At 38.5% G+C, this 20,520-nt stretch carries 17 protein-coding genes; 13 read left to right on the forward strand and 4 right to left on the reverse strand.

Annotated features, from left to right (window positions below; translation table 11 throughout):
- Positions 1-4: 4 nt before the first annotated feature.
- From LKE05_RS06995 to LKE05_RS07010, 4 genes are all read left to right on the forward strand, one after another.
- Positions 5-694, forward strand: a complete 690-nt coding sequence (locus LKE05_RS06995) for an amino acid ABC transporter permease (protein ID WP_022229032.1) — start codon at positions 5-7, stop codon at positions 692-694.
- A complete protein-coding gene (locus tag LKE05_RS07000; protein WP_022229033.1) occupies positions 691-1,416 on the forward strand; it encodes an amino acid ABC transporter ATP-binding protein in 726 nt (241 codons plus the stop codon). Before LKE05_RS06995 ends, LKE05_RS07000 begins: the two co-directional genes overlap by 4 nt.
- A gap of 59 nt (positions 1,417-1,475) precedes the next feature.
- Positions 1,476-2,261, forward strand: coding sequence for a basic amino acid ABC transporter substrate-binding protein (locus LKE05_RS07005; RefSeq protein ID WP_022229034.1), 786 nt, complete (start codon positions 1,476-1,478; stop codon positions 2,259-2,261).
- Between the two features lie 62 nt (positions 2,262-2,323).
- Positions 2,324-3,022 (forward strand): pseudouridine synthase, encoded by a 699-nt coding sequence (locus tag LKE05_RS07010; RefSeq protein ID WP_147514214.1) that lies wholly within the window; start codon positions 2,324-2,326, stop codon positions 3,020-3,022.
- A gap of 85 nt (positions 3,023-3,107) precedes the next feature.
- Here the strand turns inward: LKE05_RS07010 and LKE05_RS07015 are convergent, their stop codons facing one another.
- Entirely contained in the window at positions 3,108-3,929 is an 822-nt protein-coding gene (locus LKE05_RS07015) for a Cof-type HAD-IIB family hydrolase (protein ID WP_308456364.1), read from the reverse strand.
- Positions 3,930-4,098: 169 nt separating this feature from the next.
- Between LKE05_RS07015 and LKE05_RS07020 the strand changes: the two genes are divergently transcribed.
- From LKE05_RS07020 to LKE05_RS07035, 4 genes are all read left to right on the forward strand, one after another.
- Positions 4,099-7,206 (forward strand): SNF2-related protein, encoded by a 3,108-nt coding sequence (locus LKE05_RS07020; protein ID WP_308456365.1) that lies wholly within the window; start codon positions 4,099-4,101, stop codon positions 7,204-7,206.
- A gap of 18 nt (positions 7,207-7,224) precedes the next feature.
- Entirely contained in the window at positions 7,225-8,871 is a 1,647-nt protein-coding gene (locus LKE05_RS07025) for a glycosyltransferase family protein (protein WP_308456366.1), read from the forward strand.
- A gap of 119 nt (positions 8,872-8,990) precedes the next feature.
- Positions 8,991-9,911 (forward strand): hypothetical protein, encoded by a 921-nt coding sequence (locus LKE05_RS07030; RefSeq protein WP_308456367.1) that lies wholly within the window; start codon positions 8,991-8,993, stop codon positions 9,909-9,911.
- Between the two features lie 28 nt (positions 9,912-9,939).
- Positions 9,940-10,311 (forward strand): RidA family protein, encoded by a 372-nt coding sequence (locus LKE05_RS07035; RefSeq protein WP_022229952.1) that lies wholly within the window; start codon positions 9,940-9,942, stop codon positions 10,309-10,311.
- A 55-nt stretch (positions 10,312-10,366) separates the two neighbouring features.
- Here LKE05_RS07035 and LKE05_RS07040 read toward each other — a convergent pair whose 3' ends face one another.
- The 3 genes from LKE05_RS07040 to LKE05_RS07050 are packed head-to-tail and all read right to left on the reverse strand — an operon-like array spanning position 10,367 to position 17,943.
- Positions 10,367-10,726, reverse strand: a complete 360-nt coding sequence (locus LKE05_RS07040; protein WP_308456368.1) for a PilN family protein — start codon at positions 10,724-10,726, stop codon at positions 10,367-10,369.
- Between the two features lie 22 nt (positions 10,727-10,748).
- Positions 10,749-14,450, reverse strand: a complete 3,702-nt coding sequence (addA, locus tag LKE05_RS07045) for a helicase-exonuclease AddAB subunit AddA (protein ID WP_308456369.1) — start codon at positions 14,448-14,450, stop codon at positions 10,749-10,751.
- Positions 14,443-17,943 carry a PD-(D/E)XK nuclease family protein gene (locus tag LKE05_RS07050; RefSeq protein ID WP_308456370.1) on the reverse strand — a complete coding sequence of 1,167 codons (3,501 nt, stop codon included), beginning with the start codon at positions 17,941-17,943 and terminating at the stop codon, positions 14,443-14,445. The genes addA and LKE05_RS07050 overlap by 8 nt, the downstream gene beginning before the upstream one ends.
- 241 nt (positions 17,944-18,184) lie before the next feature.
- Here LKE05_RS07050 and rpmG point away from each other — a divergent pair, with 241 nt between their 5' ends.
- From rpmG to rplA, 5 genes are all read left to right on the forward strand, one after another.
- Positions 18,185-18,334, forward strand: a complete 150-nt coding sequence (gene rpmG, locus LKE05_RS07055; RefSeq protein ID WP_022229956.1) for a 50S ribosomal protein L33 — start codon at positions 18,185-18,187, stop codon at positions 18,332-18,334.
- A 26-nt stretch (positions 18,335-18,360) separates the two neighbouring features.
- Entirely contained in the window at positions 18,361-18,591 is a 231-nt protein-coding gene (secE, locus tag LKE05_RS07060; RefSeq protein WP_308456371.1) for a preprotein translocase subunit SecE, read from the forward strand.
- Between the two features lie 35 nt (positions 18,592-18,626).
- Entirely contained in the window at positions 18,627-19,151 is a 525-nt protein-coding gene (gene nusG, locus LKE05_RS07065) for a transcription termination/antitermination protein NusG (RefSeq protein ID WP_022229958.1), read from the forward strand.
- 134 nt (positions 19,152-19,285) lie between these two features.
- Entirely contained in the window at positions 19,286-19,711 is a 426-nt protein-coding gene (rplK, locus tag LKE05_RS07070) for a 50S ribosomal protein L11 (protein ID WP_022229959.1), read from the forward strand.
- 59 nt (positions 19,712-19,770) lie between these two features.
- Positions 19,771-20,463 (forward strand): 50S ribosomal protein L1, encoded by a 693-nt coding sequence (gene rplA / locus LKE05_RS07075; RefSeq protein ID WP_022229960.1) that lies wholly within the window; start codon positions 19,771-19,773, stop codon positions 20,461-20,463.
- Positions 20,464-20,520 lie beyond the last annotated feature (57 nt).

Raw genomic sequence — 20,520 nt, forward strand, 5'->3', positions numbered from 1 at the left:
AGATATGCCTGCTTGGGTTGTTGATTTGTTAAACCGCTTGAACTCTACATTTGTGGTAGACGGACGTTGGCAGTGGTTTGTTAGTGGATTGGGATATACGCTTTTAATATCTCTATTCTCGGTATTGTTGGGTTTGGTAATCGGTATTCTGATGGCACTTATGCGTCTGTCAAAAAGTAAGATTTTAAGAGCCGTTTCGGGAATTTATATTGATATTATCCGCGGTACGCCGACAATGGTGCAGCTGCTTATAATTTATTTTGTTATTTTTGCAAATGTGCATATTGATAAGTGGGTAGTCGGATTTATTGCATTCGGTATAAACAGCGGCGCATATATTGCGGAAATCGTCAGAGGCGGTATATTGTCCGTAAATATCGGTCAGACTGAGGCGGGACGTTCGCTTGGTATGACGCATAAACAGACTATGGCAAGCATTGTTATGCCGCAGGCTATGAAAAATATTCTGCCGGCGCTTGGTAATGAATTTGTTGTATTGATAAAAGAAACAGCCGTAATCGGTATGATTGCGAATATCGACCTTGTCGGAGCGGCAAGAAAGGTACAGAGCCTTACATATGATTACCTTATACCGCTTTTGTCAATAGCAGTTATATATTATGTTGTTATAAAGATTATAAGTACGTTGCTTTCTAAAGTTGAAAAAGGTATGAGAAAGGCGGATAAGAGATGATAAAGGTTACCGGTTTAAAAAAGCATTTTGGAGATTTAGAAGTATTAAAGGGAATTGACCAGCACATAAAACAAGGCGAAAAGGTTGTTGTTATAGGTCCTTCGGGTTCGGGTAAATCAACATTTTTGAGATGTCTTAATTTGCTTGAAGTGCCGACAGAGGGTGAAATTCTCATTGAGGGTGAAAGCATTACCGCTCCAAAAACAAATGTAAATAAAATTCGTGAAAAAATGGGTATGGTGTTTCAGCAGTTTAATTTGTTCCCGCACCTTACAGTGCTTGACAATATAACTCTTGCACCGATTAAGGTTAAGAAAATGCCGAAAGCAGAGGCTGAAAAGCTTGCACGTGAACTTTTGAATAAAGTAGGTCTTGCGGACAAAGAGGACTCATATCCCGCACAGCTTTCGGGCGGTCAACAGCAGAGAATTGCAATAGCACGTGCACTTGCAATGCAGCCGGATATAATGTTGTTCGATGAACCTACATCGGCACTTGACCCTGAAATGGTCGGTGAAGTTCTTTCTGTTATGAAAGACCTTGCGGACGGTGGTATGACAATGGTTGTTGTAACTCACGAAATGGGATTTGCACGCGAAGTTGCATCAAGAGTTTTGTTTATGGACGGCGGATATGTGCTTGAAGAAGGCACTCCTGACGAAGTGTTCAGCAATCCGAAAAACGAAAGAACAAAAGAATTTTTGAGCAAAGTTTTAAAGTAGTTATCTAACACAGAATGTGTTAAATATAAAATAAGTGATTTTTTAGGAGGATACAAAAAATGAAAAAGGGTTTAATGAAAGTAGTAGCTTTGGCAGCTGCATCAGTTATGGCAGTGGCAGCACTTGCAGGTTGCGGAAGCAGTGATAAGTTGATTATGGGTACAAACGCAGCATTCCCACCGTTTGAATACACAACATCACAAGGTCTTGTAGGCGAATTTGACGGTATTGACGTTGCTATTGCAAATAAGATTGCCGAAAATGTAGGTAAGGAACTTCAAATTGAAGATATGGAATTTGACGGACTTGTTGCATCTGTAAGCACAGGTAAGGTTGATATGGTTGTTGCAGGTATGACTGCTACAGACGAAAGAAAGCAAAGCGTTGATTTCTCTGATCCATACTATGTTGCATCACAGGTTATCGTTGTTGCACCTGACAACACAGATATTACAAGTGCAGAAGATTTGAAGAATGACAAGACAGTCGGAGTTGTTCTTGGTTACACAGGCGACAATATCGTAACAAACGATTTACAGCTTGCAGAAGACAAGGTTACAAGAGCAAACAGAGGTATTGATATAGTTCAAGACGTTAAGAACGGTAAGCTTGACGCAGTAGTTATCGACTCTGCAACAGGTAAGGCTCTTGCTGAAAAGAACGGTCTAAAGATTGTTGAAGACCCACAGGCATTTGAAACAGAAGAATATGCAATCGCAGTTAAGAAGGGTAACACAGAACTTCTTGACAAGATTAACGAAACACTTTCAGAAATGAAAGCTTCAGGCGAAATTGAACAGCTTGCAATGGAATACGACGAAAAGCTTGCTGAAAACAATCAGTAATTGATAATTGAAAATTAAAGGACGGCTTTATTATGCCGTCCTTTTTGCTTAAGGAGTTATATATGCGTATAGATAAATATATTTCCGGCTGCGGATATGCAAGCAGAAAAGATGTGAAAAAACTAATAAAACAAGGTCTTGTGTTTATAGACGGTGAAGTGTGTAAAAAGCCGGAGGAACAGACTGATGAAAACAGTATTGTTGAGGTTGACGGCGAAAGATTGATTTATCGTGAATTTGTGTATTTAATGCTAAATAAACCGCAAGGTTGCGTAAGTGCTGTTTATGATAAGAAGTATCCCGTTGTAACCGAATTTGTTCCGGAGGAATACGCACATTTTGAGGTATATCCCGTAGGCAGACTTGATATAGATACGGAGGGCCTTTTGATCCTCACAAATGACGGTCAATTCGCTCATGAAATGACATCACCGAAAAAAGATGTGTATAAAAGATATTTCGCGGTGCTTGATAAACCTATGGAAGAAAAAGATGTTGAAATATTCGCAGGCGGTATGGAATTTAAAGAGTTTACCGCAAAAAGCGCAAAGCTTGAAATAACGGAAAATCCGAACGAGGTTTATATCGAAATTGCAGAGGGTAAATTTCATCAGGTGAAACGTATGTGCGAAAGAGTCGGTAAAACGGTGACGTATCTGAAACGTGTCGCAATCGGTAATTTGAAACTTGATAAATCACTCGAAAAAGGCGAAGTCCGTGAATTGACAAAAGATGAACTTGATATGCTGTATAAGAAATAAAGCCACCCCTCAGGCGACGATGTCGCCAGCTCCCCTTGATGGGAGCCTATAATAGTAGGGGCGACCATTGGTCGCCCTTATTACGTTATTCAAATTTAATTTCCTCGTCATCAAGTGCATAAATCACAGCCGCAACGGCACTGGAATTATTATCAACCGTTATAAAATCAGCGACTTCTTTTACTTCATCAACGGCGTTACTGACCGCAACACCGACATTTGCCATTTTAACAAGTGCAAGGTCGTTTTCGTTATCGCCGATACCGATTGTATTACTTCTGTCAACATTCATCAAATCGGCAAGGTGCATAAGCCCCTCACCCTTACTTGCGTTTTTAGGCAAAAGTTCATAGTACCAAGGACTGGACTGCACAAATTCATAATCATTAACAAACGGTGAATTTGCAATCGCATCTCTTATCTGCTGAATTTCATTTTCTTCAACCATAAACAATACTTTTACCCAATCTTCCTTTATATCGTGATAATCAAGAAAATTATCGGGTAAATCTTCAAGAACCTGATGTTCTCTTACTTTTTGATTAACTTTACAGAAATAAATTTTATCCGAAGTACAAACTTCAATTCCCGCAAAGTCAAACATTTTATCCATATATTCAACGCATTTCAAAGCACCTTTATCAAGTGTGCTTGCCCATAAAAGTTTTTCATCGTTAAAATCATATATTGCCGCACCGTTAAAGCAAACCATAGGTGCATTTGGGTGAACGTAGTTTAGCATCAACTTTGCACCTTGCGGCACACGTCCCGTTGCAAATGTGAAAAGTCCGCCCTCTGACTTGAAATATTCAATAGCTTTACTGTTTTCGTCCGATACACGTTTATCGGTTGTAAGAAGTGTATCGTCAAGGTCGGTGCATAAAAGTATTCCGTCAAATTTTCCCATACTGTTCGTCCTTTCGTGTTTTTTTCTACACGCATAATTTTAGCATATTATATGAATTTAATCCATTTGTATTTTATATAAAAATAATATTGTATCATAAGTTAAAATGTGCTATAATTATAAGATACAGAATGGGTGTACAATATTCAAAACGGGAAGGCTGTAAGGTATGAAAATAACAGATTCAATGATAAAAAAATCCTGCTCGGCGACTATTTACAAGCGTGGCTTGGAATACTTTAAAGAGGGCAGAGTTCATTTAAGAAAACGTGAGGATAATTTAATAACAGCCGTAGTTGACGGGGAAGAACTCTACAATGTGCAGGTAAGACTGTCTGAAAAAGGTGTAGAGGATTGTTTTTGTACCTGTCCTTATTTTGAAACGATGAATTCTGTTTGCAAACATATTGTTTCAACATTAAAGCAACGTCAAAAGGAACTTGACGAGGGCGCGGATTATGTTGATGAAAACGATAAGATTGCAAAAACGCTATGCGGTGAATTTGCATCAAGAAAATACGAAAAACAGCCACTATATGCAAAGTTTACACTGCACATAAATAAGCACAATACAAACGGTGTATCGTATGCAATGTCTGTTGAAATCGGCGGTAATAAAGTACACGGTATTGAAAATTTTTTGGAATGTTATTTGAAAGGCAAGGAGTTTAAATTTGACAGATACACGTCATATAATCCCGCAGTAACGGAATTTCCGAAACATCAAGACGAGATAATAGCAATACTTGCGGAAACATACGAAAATCGTGCGGCAGATGTTCAGATGTATATGAAAGCGGCATATCAAACTGCTTTCGGCTCACTTGCGGCAAAGAGAATATTTCCACTGCTGCAGTATGTTGATTTTTCTGTTGTATTTGATGGGCTTTCTCTGGGCAATGTAAGAATAGAAGAAGACAATCCAGATATAATAATTGATGTTGACGCAGGTGACGGCGAAGTTGATATGTCTGTCAGTGACAGAGGCTTTGCACTGACGCATGACGGTGAGTGGTTCTTTTACGAGAACACGATATACCACACAAGCGAAGAATGGCGTGAGTATTTTATGCCGATATACCATGCACTTGCGACGGAGGGCAGAACGCAAATCAGTTTTAAAGGTGACAATACAATTTTGTTTGCCACTCACGTTTTACCTGATATACGCAGTAAGCACGGCGTTATAACACGCGGTATCGAAGATATGATTGTCGATGCGAAACCGACATTTGAAGTGTATTTTGACGCGACACAAGGCGGTATAACTGCCGTTGTTAAGGCGAATTACGGAAGTATAGGATTACGTTTGCCGAACGATGTAAACGGTAACGGCAAAATCGTTGTGCGTGACTATGAGATTGAAAACGATTTGCTTTCGTCATTTAAGATGTTCAATTTACAAGATGGTACATTCATGTTGAAATCGGACAGAGAAATATATTTATTCCTATCGGACGAAATTCCTGTACTTAAAGAAAAAGCAAAGCTCTATTATTCCGACAGATTTGCCGGTTTGAAGATTATGGACCGAGTGGATATAAGTGCATCTGTAATATATAACAGCGGTGTTGATTTGCTTGAGGCTGACTTTGAAAGTAATCTGTCATATGAACAGATCAGCGGAATTTTAAGTGCGGTTAAACTGAAGAAAAGATTTTACAGATTATCAAACGGCAGTTTTATCGACCTTGAAAACAGTAAACAAAAGGATATTTTCAATTTGCTTGATCAACTTGATTTTTCTTTTGAGGATATTAAAAACGGTAAAAAAGTAATTCCGAAGTATCATGCACTTTACTTAAATTCTCTTTCATCTGTTGAAAAGAATGAAGAATTTAAAAAATATATTGAGGAAATAAAAAATATAGAGCCTGTAATTCCGAGTGAAGTCAGCGACATTTTGCGTGGCTATCAAAAAGATGGAATGGCATGGCTCAGCCAGCTTTCTTATCTTGGCTTCGGCGGTATATTGGCGGACGATATGGGTCTTGGTAAAACGCTGCAGGTTATTGCGTATATTCACGGAATAAAACCCGAAAAACCGACGCTTATCGTTGCACCGAGTGCACTTACTTATAACTGGCTCAGCGAAATAAATAAATTTACACCGAATGCCAAAACCATAATAGTTGACGGTGCAAAAGAGGACAGAGAAAAACTTATACAGACTATCGGCGAGTATGAATTTGTAATCACGTCATATCCGCTTTTAAGACGCGATATTGCACATTATAAAGAATTTGAATTTTCGTATTGCTTTATAGACGAGGCACAGCATATTAAAAATCCGAAAACTATGAATGCAAGAAGCGTCAAGAAAATAAATGCGGAGCATAAATTTGCCCTTACCGGTACACCGATAGAAAATTCGTTGCTTGAATTGTGGTCAATATTTGATTTTGTAATGCCGGGATATTTGTATTCGGCACACGAATTCAGAAACAGATATGAAATGCCGCTTGTAAAAGACGGTGATAAAATGACGGCGGACAGTTTCAGAGCGAGGATAAAGCCGTTTATGCTAAGACGTATGAAAAACGATGTTTTAAACGAGTTACCGGAAAAAATCGAGAACACAATGTATGCGGAGCTTACGGGTGAACAAAAGAAAATGTACACATCGTATCTTGCACTTGCGAAAAATCAGACGCTTGCGTTGCTTGGTGAGGGCGGTCAAGGTAAAATGCGTATTTTGACACTGCTTATGCGACTAAGACAGATTTGTTGTCACCCTACATTGTTTGACGAAAACTATGATAAGGACAGCGGTAAACTTGATTTGCTTATGGAACTTGTCACGAATGCGGTTGAGTCGGGACACAGAATACTTGTATTTTCACAGTTTACGTCAATGCTTTCAATTATAAGAGAGAGTCTGAAAAATGTGGGGATAGATTCGTTCTACCTTGACGGAAAAACTCCGTCTTACGAGAGAGCGGAGCTTTCCGACAGATTTAACGGCGGTGAAAACAACGTGTTCCTTATATCGCTTAAAGCAGGCGGTGTAGGTCTTAACCTGACGGGTGCGGATACCGTAATTCACTATGACCCATGGTGGAATCCTGCGGTTATGGAACAGGCTTCCGACCGTGCATACAGAATAGGACAAACAAAAGCGGTACAGGTTATACGTCTTGCCGCAAAGGGTACAATAGAAGAAAAAATACTTAAATTGCAGGAAAACAAGAAAAATCTTGCAGACGATATAGTCCGTGTTAATACGGACACATTTAAAAGTCTTTCTAACGAAGAAATACTTTCATTATTTAGCTAAACAGGAGGGCTGAGTCAGGTGAAATTCAGGGCGATTTTAAACGATAAGTATGACCTTGAAGAAATTGCACAACGCAAACAATCGGCAAGACCACATCATAAAACTTTGATTTATTTTGCGGTTGTATGGGCGGTGCTTAATATTTTGGCGATTATTTATATTACAAAAAATAATTATATATATTTTTGGGACGATTCGACGTATTGGGATATTGCAAGAAAAATTGCGTCGGGAGCGTTTAGTGAAGGCGGTTTTTGGCATAACGTCTATAATTCCGTTGCTGAACAGGACTATAACTATATAGCTGGACTTCCGTCGGCGTTGATTGTAAAAATTTTCGGTGAGTCACGGCTTGCTTATGTTTTGGGACTTGTCAATTTATATTTAGTGACGTCATTTGCACTGGTGTATGTGTTGGCGAAAAAAGTCAGTAAAGCACCTAAAATTGCAGCGGTGATTTCGCTTATGATATGTCCGTCTATGGTGTTTTTGACATTTAACGGATTTGTTGATATAGGAGGGCTTTTAGGGTGCCTTGTATGCTTTAATTTGTATTTTGTAAAAGATAAAGATGATGACGCGATATGGCGGTATGCGGTAATCGGCGTATTGCTTGTCGCACTTATGCTTTGGAGAAGATGGTACGCGTTTTTCTCGGTATCGTTTATAACCGCAATGCTTGCGGATTGCGTACTGTTTAAGAAAAAATGGTACAAACCGATTGTAACAATCGCAGTTGTCGGATTGATACTCGTTGTATTTTTCAGAGATTTCCTTGTGTATAAATTGATGAAAGATTACGGCAATCTTTATTCGGGATATAAGTTTTCGGTGGGAACTGATTTGAAACTTATAACAAGATATTTCGGTATAATATTTGTTGGAGTGCTTGCTGTTTCGTCAGTGGTTATGGCGGTTAAAAAGAAAGAAACAAGAACGCTGTTTATATGGGTACAGATGATAGTGTGCCTGTTTATGTTCCTTTCAACTCAGACACACGGACAACAACATTTGCTTTTATACATTCCGTCACTTATAATGCTTACACTTATATCAATAAGACATATAACAAAAGAATGGGCTTTGGTCGGAATATCGCTTTTGGCGTTGGTACATTCGGTGAATGTATATATTCCACGCACACAACCGCATAATATACAGGAAATTAAGCATATGGCATTGATACCGAATTTTTCGATGCTGCCTGTATCAAGAGACGATACGGACGAAATTCTTGCGTTAAAGAAAAAAATCGACACAACCGTTTATGACGGTGATACGCTCGGCGTACTTGCGTCATCGTTTACGCTTAATGAGGATATACTTATAAATGCAGAACCGTCACTCGGAGTAAAGTCGATACGTGATAATTATATCGTGTCATTGCCGCAGGTAGATTCGCGTGACAGGGATTTGACACCGTTGTATACCGTAAATTATGTTCTTGTCGCATCTCCTGCACAGACGCACTTGGCAGAGGGCAGTCAGACGGTTGTTGAGGAGGCTGTAAACAGTTTTATGAATTATGCGGATATTGCAACGGCATATGAGGAAGTTCCCGAATGTGAAACCGTTATAGACGGTATAACGATAAAATTATTCCACCGTGTCCGTGACGAACATCAGGCGGATATTAAAACATTTGAGGCACGACTGTATAAATAAGACGGGCGCCGTCAAAAGTATTCTGAAATAATTAACATTTTGTTTACACTTGGCACATTGACAACAATTTATTACAGGTTTATAATTTATATATACTTAAATTATGAAAGGGTGTATATATGAGAAGCTGTATATATTGCGGCAGAGAACTTGAAAAAGGCGAAGTTTGCGATTGTCCGCAGAGTGTTGCACACAGAGCGGGGAAACAGCAATCATCTGCCGAAAGAAAAAACGAAACAAAAACAGAAGACAAAAAATCGGATAAAAAACAAGAGAAAACACAGGCTAATTACAGTAATCCGTATAAAACCGAAACTTCTTACAAAACAGGCTATGCCGGAACGGAAAGCAAGTTTGAAAGAGCAAAGATAAAGCATAAGGCGAGAAAAGCGGCAAGGAAAGCTAAAGCAACAAGAACGTCAAATATCAATCCGAAAGGATTTTTCGGTGAGTTGGGAAGATATATCGTGAGATTTATAAAATCACCGATTGACACAATTTCCAATCCGCCACATCTCGGAAAAGCGGCAATAATGACTATTGCGGCACTTCAAGGCGTTGTATTGTGGCTGTGTATGTTCTTTATATTAAGAGGCGGCGGAGTAGGACCGCTTAAAATATTGACGTCACTTATGAATTTTAACGGCGGTGCAGGTTACAGTCTTGTATTGCAAATCATACTTTGTATGGTATCCGGTGCGATAAGCGGAGTGATTTTATTTTTCTTGTATTCGGGAATATTTTGGCTTATCAATAGATTTGTAATGCGTCTTAAAACGGCATATTGGGAATTTTCAATACGTCTTGCGTCAACGTGGATACCGTTTACGGCAATATGTGCAATCGGCGTAATTCTCAGTATGTTGTCACCTGTAACGCTTATGATATTGATTTTGTGCGGCGCGGTCAGCGTGGCGGTGCTTACCTATGAGGCACTGCGCACAGAATGGATTTCTAAATCACCAAGTCAGGTATTGTATGCAATGATGCTTGGATATTTCGTATTCTTCACTGTTGTATGCTATTTAATTACCATATAAATTTTATAAAACGAGAGGAATGGTACAAATGAAAGAAACAAAGACAAACAATGCTCCGGCTGCAATCGGACCTTATTCACAGGCAATAACTGTCGGAAATATGCTGTTCACATCGGGACAAATTCCGATTAACCCTGCAACAGGCGATATTCCTGAAGGTGTTGAAGCACAGGCAGAACAGGCACTTACAAACGTAAAGAACCTTATCGAAGCTGCCGGCGGAAGTATTGAAAATGTTGTAAAGACAACAGTATTTATTAAGGATATGAATGACTTTGCAAAGATTAACGAAGTATACGCTAAATATTTTACAGAGCCTTATCCGGCTCGTTCATGCGTAGAAGTCGCAAGACTTCCGAAGGACGTACTTCTTGAAGTTGAAACTATTGTAGAATTATAATAAAACAACAAATTAAAAGGTCTGTGGTAAAGCCACAGACCTTTTGTATTAATTTTTATTGAACACCGATTCTCGGTGAAATAGGTGAAGTAGGAGATACTGACGGAGCAGGTGAGCCTGACGGCAGTGTCGGTTCAATCGTCGGCATAGCCTCAAGTTCTGCGTGAAGTGAATCTATTTCTTCCTGCATTTGTGCAATCTGGTCGTTAAGTTCGTTTACCTTTAACTTTAATTCCGTATTTTCTTGAATCGCGTCGGCTATTTGGTTGGATTTGTCGCTGTTACTTCCAACTGTAATACCTATATAAAATATAAATGCAAGCATTAAAACCGCAATACAAATCAAGGCGATAATAATTTTTTTGCCTTTTCTGTTTTTATTTCTGTTTATATTCAAATTGCCGTAGTTTGACATTATATCACCTCAAAAATATTTACTAATCTAATTTTACCACACTTTGCGGAGAAAATAAATACAAATATTTATCTTTTACAGATTTTTTTAAGATTTTTTCCATGGCACGTGCATAAAGAATTAATTGCTTTTCGTATTTTTTTGCAACTGCAAGTTGTTCTGCTTTAGAAGTGCATTTGTCGGTTTTGTAATCGACAAGGATTATATCACCGTTTTTATCCTCAAAGTATAAGTCAATAATACCTTGTAAAATAATCTGTTCGTTTCTGTACTCGTCCGGTAAAGTGTTGTCGTATTCATATGCCGGAATTGATATTTCAAAAGGACTTTCACGATATACTTTTTTGGCACTTAAAACTTCTTTACCCATATCGCTTTTCCAAAAGCTTGTGACATTTTTGCATATCATATCGGCTATATTTTTATCCGAAACAACATTGCTGTCAATCTGACCGTCATTTGTGACGCGGACAAGCTCGGATGCGACAAAGTCGGCGTAATTGTTTTCGGTAAGCGTCTTAATCTTTTCAATATCGAAAAATGCCATAAGCTGATGGTGCGCCGTACCGATTTGTGTACCGAGTTTTTCTGTACGCATAAAGTCAGGTTTTTGCATCATATAAATAGGCTCGTATTCAACGTCGCTTTTTCGTGTAAGTTCTTCTTCCGCCATTTCTTTTATTGCCGTTACGGATGTTTTTGTCGGAATGTTGCCGGATTGCGGACGTTCATAATGAAATTCAAGGAGCTTTTGCACTTTTTCACGCATTTCATCAATGTTTTTGACCTTTATCGTTTCTTGTTTTTCTTTGATGACGTCCGATACAGTGGTTTTGGCAAGAAATCTTGGTATGAAATTCCAGTGATTTAACGATATGCCTATTGACGGAATCAGCCAATCGGAATATTTTTTTGCATTTGATGCGATGATGTACTTTGGCATTGTCTTTGCATTATATACTGCTTCTTGGATTTTTTGATTAAACTCATTTTCATCTTTGTATTTGTCGGACGAAACAATAATTAATTTTTCTTTTGCACGAGTCATTGCGACATACAAAAGACGCAATTCTTCCGAAAGCGTTTCGGATTGATTTTGTCGCTTTATATATTTTGTAAACATCAGCTTTTTTAAATATAAATTTTCATAATTTATATAATCAATGCCGATCCCCAAATCTTTGTGAAGTTGTATTCTGTGTTCCTCCGTAGGTTTTGCGGCAAGCATATTTTTAGTTGTGCGCATAATAAATACGACAGGAAATTCAAGACCTTTGCTTTTGTGTATTGTCATAATTCGTACAACATTGTGGTTTTCATTGATAAGCTGAGCGCCGCTTAAATCTTCGTTTCTCTTTTCAATTCTTTCGATATATCGAATGAAGTTGAAGATCCCCTTAAAGCCCGATTCCTCATACTTTCTTGCACGTTCATATAAAAGTTTTAAATTTGCCTGTGCCTCGTCACCGCCTTCGAGAGCACCCATAAAGTCGTAAAAACCCGTTTCTTCATACAACGTCCAAATCAACGCGGAGATTGACTTCATCTTAACATATCCGCGCCAACGGTCAAGGTCTTTTAGAAAGCTCTTGCATTTTTTTGAAAGTTTCTGTTCTTCTTTCGTCAAATCATCGGAAGACGGTTTATAATATTTTACGGCATTGTAAAAAGATGAGGTTCTGTTTTCAAGTCTGATTTTTGAAAGTTCGTTTTCGGTAAAATTACCTATCGGTGAACGCATAACGCTTACAAGCGGAATATCCTGAATGTGATTGTTGATAAGTGAAATAAGTGTAAGCATAAGCTTTATCTCACGTTTTTCAAAATATTCTTCCTTTTGCAAAAATGACGGTATGTTGTTTGATTCTAATATTTCCTGCAAAAGTTCGCCGTTTACTTTTGTCGAACGCATAAGAACGACTATATCGCTGTACTTCAAATCACGATATTTTCCGTTGCCGTCATAAACCTTGAAATGACTGTCAACAAGCTCTTTTATTCTGTTTGCCACGGTAACTGCCTCAAGATAATCGGAAGAAGATTCTTTTGAATCCTTCGATTTTCCGATACAGTAAAATTCGGATTTGTAGTCATTCCGGGCATTTTCGGCGGTGTTTATATAACATTCGCGGCTTTCTTCACGCTGCAAAGCGGCAGTGTCGTTGTAATCAACGTCACCGACATCCTGCGACATATTAAATCTGAACACGTCATTTATACTGTCGATAACCTGCATACGACTTCTGAAGTTCTGTGAAAGGTGTATAATTTCGATTTCATCACTGTCAAGGCTGTATTTTTTCTTGAAAATAGTCGGATCACCGCCGCGAAAACGATATATACTTTGCTTTAAGTCGCCGACCATAAACATATTTTTATTATCTCTTGAAATAAGCGTGAAAATCGAATCCTGTAAGCCGTTTGTATCTTGATATTCATCTATAAGTATTTCGTTATATTTCAGCGAATATTCGTTTCTTATATTCTCATTTTCGCTGAAAAGACGATAGGCAAGATGTTCAATATCGGAGAATGTTTTGACGTTCTTTTTTGCTTTTGCATTCTCATAAAGTTCCGAGAACAAAACCGTTATCCAAACAATATCGTCAATCGTTTGTTTCAATTCTTCCGAGTGAACATACTTGTTAAATTGCTCGGCAGTGCCGTTAGGCAAGTAAGATGTACTGCTAAGTAAATCTTCACGCATAGAGTTATATTTGTTCGAGTAATACTGCCACTCTTCAATCGGCGATTCAGCTTTTTTGTATGCTCTTACGGCTGTTCCAAGCTTTGTTTTGGCGATGTAAGTATCGTATGCTGAGCCGACTTCGTCAAATGATTCAGCTGATTTTAATGCTTTTACACTGTCGGCGCATATACATATGTACTCCCACATTTTTCCCCAATATTGCTCACATTCAGGAATACAAACCGGCGGTACGGAAGTATCTGTATCGGGATATACTTTCTTTACAATCCCAATCATTTCTTTTATCAGCTTGTCCCAAAATTCGCCGTGATGTTTTAAAATGTTCTCTTTGTGGACTGATAAAAATATTTCCTTAAACCATATACTTTGCGACATGTTATTGTCATACATAGCCGCTTTGTCGTAAAGCCATTTTATCGGATCGGGGAATGACTGTATAAAGTTGTAAAGTTTGCGTATAACTTTTTTCAATCCCTCGTCATCGCGGTTTGATGCGTAAGTTGTTACAAGGTGTTGAAAACGATTTTTGTTTTCTTCGTTTTCTGTTTCGTAAAGTGCCGCGAATAAATCGGTTAATGTATCGTCAATGAGCATTTTGTCCTCGTTGGTGTCCATAATGCTGAAATTCGGATCAATACCTAAAACGTGAAAATTGTTTTTGACCACACGTAAACAAAATGCGTCGATTGTGTTAATATCCGCACCTGCTGTAAGGTGCATTTGTTCTTTTAAATATTTGCTTTGTGCAATATCGCCGTTTTCAAGTGCCTCACGATATGATTTGTTAATTCTGTTTATAATTCTTTCTTTCATTTCGGTAGCCGCCGCCTCCGTAAACGTTGCTACCAATATACTGTCTATCGGAAAAGGGTTTTCGGAGTTGGTTATAAGATTTACGATACGTTCGACAAGTACCGCCGTTTTACCAGAGCCTGCGGCGGCGGAAACAAGTATGTTTTTCTTGCCTGACGGCTCATATATCGCTTTTTCTTGTTCTTTTGTCCAATTAGGCATCTTTGTCAACTCCTTTCGATTTGTTGTTTTTTAACACCGCGCCTTTTGTTTTTAATATCTCCCAAATATCTTCTTTTTTGACCGATGAATCCGCAATACGCGGTGTACAGTTATCCTTATCAAATTTGCAGACAGGGGAGTAGGAACAATAGTCACACACGCTTGTATTTGATGTGGTGTACGGACTAAGGCTTATTTTGCCGTTTCTGATATTGCTGTCCATTTCAATAATTGTATCAGCCACATATTTCATTAGACCGTTAATTTCATCTGTGGTGTGAACTTCTTTAAAACCTGTTTTTGTACCTGTTTTTATGTTTGTGAATGAAACTTGACCGCTTTCAAGGAATTTGTTATCCATATTGTAAAGCAGTTTTGTTTGAAGTTGTTCGTCTTCGTCCGTGAATGTTACACCGTCAAGTTTTAGTACGCTTTTGTTGGACTCAACTATATTGTCCTCTGTAGTTGATGAGTTAAGCTCCTTTATTTCATCACGCACACCTGTGTAATAAATACCTGCCACATCAGTGTCGGAATTTTTTATTTTTGCGGCAATGGCATATATAACCATCTGCATATTATAGCCGTTGTAAATATTTTTTATATCAAAAACCGTTTTACCTGTCTTGTAGTCGATAATTCTAAGATATGATTTGTCACCGTCGCGGCATATGTCGATTCGGTCGATTTTTCCTTTTAATGCGACTGTATCGGAAATATCTTCTTCAAAATCGTATTCCATACCGTTCTCGGCAAAATTGCCGACAGAAAGTGTTTTTTGAACAAGTATTGCGGCATTTGAAATTGTTTTGCCCATACGGGTGAAAATATTCGCGGTACGTTCTTTGTCGCGAACGTCTGATGACAGCAGATTGCTGCACGATTCATTTATAATACCGCCTATAATATCGTCACGTTTTTCGTCACTCAAATTACGCCAACGTTCTATTTTATCATCGTTGGTATTTGCACCGTCCTCAACGGTATCGCAGAATTTTCTGATAACTTCGTGAGCATATGTTCCGATATTTGAAGAATTGACTTCCCATACGTCACGCTCTTGTGCGTTAAGTCCGTATCTTAAAAAGTATTGGAACGGACAAGCGGCATAGGTGTTGATACGCGTTGCACTGTATGTGATTTTGCCGTCATACATCATATTTGATATATCGCTGTCAAGCATTACACCGCGTTCACTGTAATAATCGGCACGTTTCATAAGCGAAAGCATAGGTTTCCATTTTGTTTGGTGTTTGTACCAATCGTATACGATTTCCCATAACTGATTTTTACTGCCGTTAAATCTGTCGGACATATTGATAAGCATTCTGTGTATTGTTGCTTGCGGGGTGGAAATGTAAATTCCGTCTTTCAATGGGTCGTTTAAAAGGTTATCCGATACGGTCATTTTAGGGAATTTACGCATTATGTCATTTATCATATGCGACGGTGATTGTGACTTGCCTTCTTCATTTTGAATTGAATAGCTGAAATACAATTTTTCGCTTACCGCGCATAATGCTCTGTAAACCTTAAAATACTGTTCGTCAAGTTTCTTTTTAGTATCGGGTGCAAGAGTTACGCCGTATTCTTCCTGCAAAGTGCATCTGTCGCGGTTTGAAAGAAAACCCTCGGATGCAATACCCGTAGGAAAAGTACCGCTTTTTGCGCCGACAATAAACATTACCTTAACGCTTGTATGACTGCTCCTTTCCACACTTCCTACATACACTTGGTCAATACCCGATGGAATAGTGCGTATTTCGCATTGCGACAGACCTACCGTTATATATTCCGCAAATTCCGAAATGTTAATTTTGTCACCGTCAAGTGCGATTGTGACTTGATTTAATATATCAAGAATAAGGTTCCATATTTTCGTAAATTGTTCGGATTCGTTCAGTTTGCCGTCTTTTTGGAATTTTGTGATGTCGAATTTTAATCCGCTATACAGGTTGATGTCCTCAAGGTATTCAAACAATGCCGTTGCAAATTCTACGGCCGTTTTTCTGCCTTTTGTTTTTTCTTTGAATGACGCAATCGGTGCGGCTATTTCGTGACGGAGTTTTTCTATAACTTCATTTGCATCTTCTTCAGACTCTGTTTGAAAAGCAGTGTCTACGATATTGTTTTCGCCAAGCCACTCTTTTTCACCGAGCCACTTTGAACCGCCTCTTATGCCGTGCTTCAACACGAAGTTTTCAAGTATATCTATTTCTTCTTGATTAATCGACTTGAAAAATTTTAACTTTCCGTGTTGTTCTTTTCTGTAAATAAAACCGGCACGAAGATAACGGAAAACAGAATCATAGCTCCAATCGTCTTCAAGAATACTGAATAAAGATAAAATCTGCATTGCGATAGGATGGTCGCTCAAAAGGATTGTTCTGTCGGTGAAATACGGTATTTCGTATTCGGAGAAAACAGCCTCTATAAGATGTCTGTAATCATTTTCATCACCGCATAACAGTGCAATATCTTTAAAACGATAGCCGTCATCGCGGACAAGGTCAACGATTTTGCAGGCAATTCGTTCGATTTCACCGTAGGTGTCACGACTTTGAAAAAGTGCCGTATTTTTAGGCTTGTCGGGATATACAAAGTCCTCTGTCCAATATCTGAAAAGCTTGTATAGGTCGTCCTTGCCTTTTAAGTGACGAAGCCCGTCAGAGGCGGTGTATTCGTTTTCAAGACCGTATGTTTGCGACAGTTCGTAAACTTTTTGTACAGTCTTTTCGGTCTGAAGATAAATTTCGCGTTCGTTCTCGTATTCTGTAACAGGACAGCATACACTTATCGTCATATGTACGCCTTTTTTCAGAAGTGCCTCAAGTACGCAAATCTGCTGCGGCATAAATTTGTCAAAACGATTTACCCATATATAAGTGTTTTCGTCAAATTCGGTGCCGTTTTCGATACGGTTGGCAAGATGAAAAAGGTCGTCCTCGCTATCGGTACAGCCACTTTCTTCAACGTAAGAAAGATATTTCTCCAATACGTTTGAAAGTGCAATCAGTTTGTTTTTTAAAGTTTTGTTGTCCGTTAATGCATTTGCCTTTTCAAAAAGTATTTCGGGTGTGATAAGGTAACGCTTCATTTCACTTATCAGTGACGACATAACGTCAAGAAAACCCTGCTGACGCATAGAGGTGATAAGTTTTATATCCATATCCTTTACGTTTAAAAGCTCGTCGCACGCCGCCGAAACAGCCTTATATATAAGCATCATTTTACCTGGGGCGGTAAGATGGTTTTGTTGTTTGGCACTTAAAAAGTTTATGGACATACGTCTTAGCGTAAGAACTTCAATATTGTTAAGTCCTATACCGCCGAAAAAATCAACAAATTTTCGTTCGGTTTCGTATGAATAATGGTCGGGGACAATCATTATACATTTTGAATCGGGATTTTTTTCGTGTATTTCACTTATTTGTTTAAGGCACATATCACTCTTGCCGGAGGAGATAGCGCCTCGTATAATACTGACTCCCATAATTTTAATCCTTTCGTAATATATATTAAGGTAATTATATCATATTTAAAGTACAAAAAAAAGTACATAAATACAGGAAATCGCGAAAATATACACGTGAAAAACAAAATAAAAGAAAAAATATGAAAAAATAGCTTGACTTATAATTGTAATAATGTTATAATAATTTTGCTCGAATAAAAGCTCTTTTTTTTATGCTTGAAAAGAGAGCTGAACATATATAAATGCGGAGGTGTAAAAAATGAGAGTAAAGGTTACATTAGCGTGCAGCGAATGCAAGCAGAGAAACTATAATACAATGAAGAATAAGAAGAATGACCCTGACAGACTTGAAATGAACAAGTATTGTAAGTTCTGCAGAAAGCACACTCTTCACAAGGAAACCAAGTAATTTTGATTGAGTAAGGATGTGTAAAAATGGCTGATACAAATTTATCTAAAGCAAATAAGCCAAGCTTTGGTACAAGAGTCAAGAGATTCTTTAAAGATACTAAGGCTGAGCTAAAAAAGGTCACATGGCCTAACAAGGAACAGCTTATTCATAACACAGGCGTAATTATTGTGTTTATCTTAATAATTACAATCATCTTGTCCGTACTTGATTTTGGTTTTGCAAAATTGTTCCAACTATTAACTAACATATTATAATTCATTAAAAGAATTGTTAGGGAAGGAGAACGGTTATGGCAGAAGAAGCAAAATGGTATGTGGCACACACATATTCGGGTTATGAAAACAAGGTAAAAGCCAATATTGAGAAATCTGTTGAAAACCGTGGTATGCAGGATTTAATTCTTGATGTCAAGGTGCCGACCGAAGAAGTCATTGAGGAAAACGGTGATAAGAAGAAAGTAGTTCAGCACAAGATTTTCCCGGGCTATGTTATTATCAAGATGATAATGACTGATGAAAGCTGGTACATTGTCAGAAATACACGTGGTGTTACAGGATTCGTTGGACCGGGTTCAAAGCCTGTTCCGCTTTCGGACGAAGAAGTTGAACGCATGGGTGTTGAAGTTATTCGTATGAAAGATATTGATTTTACCGTAGGAGATCTTGTTTCAATTAAATCAGGCCCTATGGAAGGCTTTTCGGGTAAAGTTACGAGCATTAACAATGAAACACGTAAGATTAACGTCGCTGTTTCAATGTTCGGACGTGAAACCCCTGTTGAAATTGACTATACACAGGTTGAACATATGGAATAGTCAATCAAATTATTTTGATATAGACAGCAAATGCTGTTTATAATATCCCTCTGGTAACAGTGGGAGGGCTTTATGCCCGCAATTACCACATTCATATAGCGATATGCTATGAAAAATTCAAGGAGGTGGCCATTATGGCACAAAAAGTTGCAGGTTATATTAAATTACAAATTCCTGCCGGCAAAGCAACTCCGGCACCACCGGTTGGTCCTGCTCTAGGTCAACACGGCGTAAACATTATGCAGTTTGCAAAGGAATTTAACGAAAAAACAGCAAAGGACGCAGGTCTAATTATCCCTGTAGTTATTACAGTATATGCTGACCGTTCTTTCTCATTCGTAACAAAGACACCACCGGCTGCAGTTCTTATCAAGAAAGCTTGTAAGATCGAAAGCGGCTCAGGTGTTCCTAACAAGACAAAGGTAGCTACAATTTCAAAGGCAGATCTTCAAGCTATCGCAGAACAGAAGATGCCTGACCTTAACGCTGCAAGCGTAGAGGCTGCTATGAGCATGATCGCAGGTACTTGCAGAAGTATGGGCGTTCTAATCGGTGACTAATTTGTTAAGAGAAGTGGGAGAGATATAAAATCTCGTTTAACCACGAAGGAGGATACGAAATGTTTAGAGGAAAGAAATATCAAGATAGCGTAAAGCTTGTTGAAAAATCAAAGTTTTATGATACAAATGAGGCTATGGACCTTATTACAAAGACAGCTAAGGCTAAGTTTGATGAAACTGTAGAGGCTCACATCAGACTTGGTGTTGACTCAAGACACGCTGACCAACAGGTCAGAGGTGCTATTGTACTTCCGCATGGTACAGGTAAGACTTCAAAGGTTTTGGTATTCGCTAAGGGTCCTAAGGCTGACGAAGCAAAGGCTGCTGGTGCAGATTACGTTGGTGATGCTGACTTAGTAGCAAAAATCCAGGGTGAAAACTGGTTCGATTTCGACGTTGTTGTTGCAACTCCTGATATGATGGGCGTTGTTGGTCGTCTTGGTAAGGTACTTGGTCCTAAGGGACTTATGCCATCACCAAAGGCAGGCACAGTAACAATGGACGTTACAAAGGCTGTAAACGAAATTAAAGCAGGTAAGATTGAGTACAGACTTGATAAGACAAATATCATTCACTGCCCAATCGGTAAGGCATCATTCGGTGCTGAAAAACTTCAGGAAAACTTTAACGCACTAATGAGTGCAATCGTTAAGGCTAAGCCGGCTGCTGCTAAAGGTCAATACCTAAAGAGCGTTGTTGTAGCTTCAACAATGGGACCTGGTATAAAGATTAATGCAGCTAAAATTGGCTAATTGATTTTAATAGCAATAAAAACCGCTCACAATATGAGCGGTTTTTGTATTTTGTTA

The sequence above is a fragment of the Hominilimicola fabiformis genome, assembly GCF_020687385.1.
Taxonomy (GTDB): Bacteria; Bacillota; Clostridia; order UBA1381; family UBA1381; genus Hominilimicola; species Hominilimicola fabiformis.